3 protein-coding genes (1 of these 3 cut by a window edge) are annotated in these 1,426 nt (G+C 39.9%); all 3 read right to left on the reverse strand.

Translation table 11 applies throughout. The features are described 5' to 3' along the window. Window positions 1-300 (reverse strand): triphosphoribosyl-dephospho-CoA synthase (locus QZL64_RS06450; RefSeq protein WP_296309403.1); only part of this gene is annotated, 300 nt, incomplete at its 3' end. A gap of 20 nt (window positions 301-320) precedes the next feature. Next, window positions 321-1,397 (reverse strand): citrate lyase subunit alpha, encoded by a 1,077-nt coding sequence (locus QZL64_RS06455; protein WP_021841196.1) that lies wholly within the window; start codon window positions 1,395-1,397, stop codon window positions 321-323. Continuing rightward, window positions 1,387-1,426, reverse strand: partial view of a citrate lyase subunit alpha gene (locus QZL64_RS06460; RefSeq protein WP_021841197.1) — the 3' end only. The gene runs 488 nt beyond the window's last position; 40 of the gene's 528 nt are visible here — the last part of the coding sequence; its start codon lies off the right edge, out of view — the gene reads right to left on this strand; the stop codon is at window positions 1,387-1,389. The genes QZL64_RS06455 and QZL64_RS06460 overlap by 11 nt, the downstream gene beginning before the upstream one ends.

Consider the following 1,426-nt stretch of genomic DNA (forward strand, 5'->3'; position numbering starts at 1 on the left):
TCCTTTTGTAGCTTTAAACATAGCAGCTTCCGCTTCAATACCCAAAGGACGAATAAACGCTAATAACGTATCTAATGCACCCTTATGCATATAGCCCATATACGCAAAATTATACATATAAGAACTTAATGCTACTGAACTTTTTATAAACGTATAAATGTCCATATCATTATGGGCACCACTGTTAAAACGGTCTACCAAACCGGGAGCGGGTGCACAATTAGCCTCTAATAACATAGCTTCCAAAGCCAAACAGCCTATATTTTGTATTGGTTTGGGAATATTCTCCCAAATATTCATTCTGCACCCTCCCTGTTACTTTAATCCAATGTGACCGGTTTAATTCTACGAACTACATCTAAAATGCTACCATCACGAGCTTCTACAACAGCAATTACCTTATCTTCCCATTCCAAATCATCAGGCCGTCCTACTAATGAATATGCTTTTTCCTTCAAAGATTCAATTGTTACATGTGGAATACCGGCCTTATCTAAACAGTCAATAATATCCTGACGCAAAGGATTTACAGCCGTTCCATAATCGGTAACCAATACATCAACTGTATCGCCCGGCGTAGTAACAGTAACTACTTTTTCACAAACAGTCGCCATACGACCGCGTGTTAACGGCGTAACAATAATACAACATTTACTTCCGGCCGCTGTATCCGGATGACCGCCCGGTGCACCGCGTAAAACACCATCTGAACCGGTAATAACATTAACATTAAAATCTGTATCAATTTCCAAAGCAGACAAGACTACATAGTCTAACTTATTCACATAGGCGCCTTGATTTGATGGATTAGCATATTCATCAGTTGTAATTTCAATATGTTTATCAGGATGTTTAGCTAAATGTTCAATTGTCGGTTTATCAAAACACTGAGTATCCAGAATTTTCTTTACCAAGCCTTTATCCTGCAATTGGCACATAGCATTACTGATACCACCCAAAGCAAAACCCATTTGAATATTATTTTTAACCATATGTTCTTCTAAAAACCGGTTTACAGCCAATGAAGGGCCACCTACACCGGTTTGGAATGAAAAACCATCTTTAAAATATGGAGTATTAGCAATAATATCCGCAACGTTACGAGCCATCATCAATTCTCGTGGATCCTGTGTCATTCGTGCTTCAGCCGTCGCTATTTTATCCGGATTACCGACTTCATCAACAGTCACTACATAATCCACATCCATAGCATTAATAGGGGCCGGTAAATTAGGAAACGGCACTAATGTATCCGTAACAACAATAACGTGATTGGCATATTTTGCATCCGGCCCGGCAAAACCGATTACACCACTATTATTTTTACCGCCAATACCGGCTGCATTACCATAATAGTCAGATGCTGAAGCACCGATAAAGGCAATATCAATAGTCACTTCGCCGGCTGCGATAGCTCGCGGACGAC

The organism is Veillonella sp. CAG:933 (assembly GCF_000431435.1).
Lineage (GTDB): Bacteria > Bacillota > Negativicutes > Veillonellales > Veillonellaceae > Veillonella_A.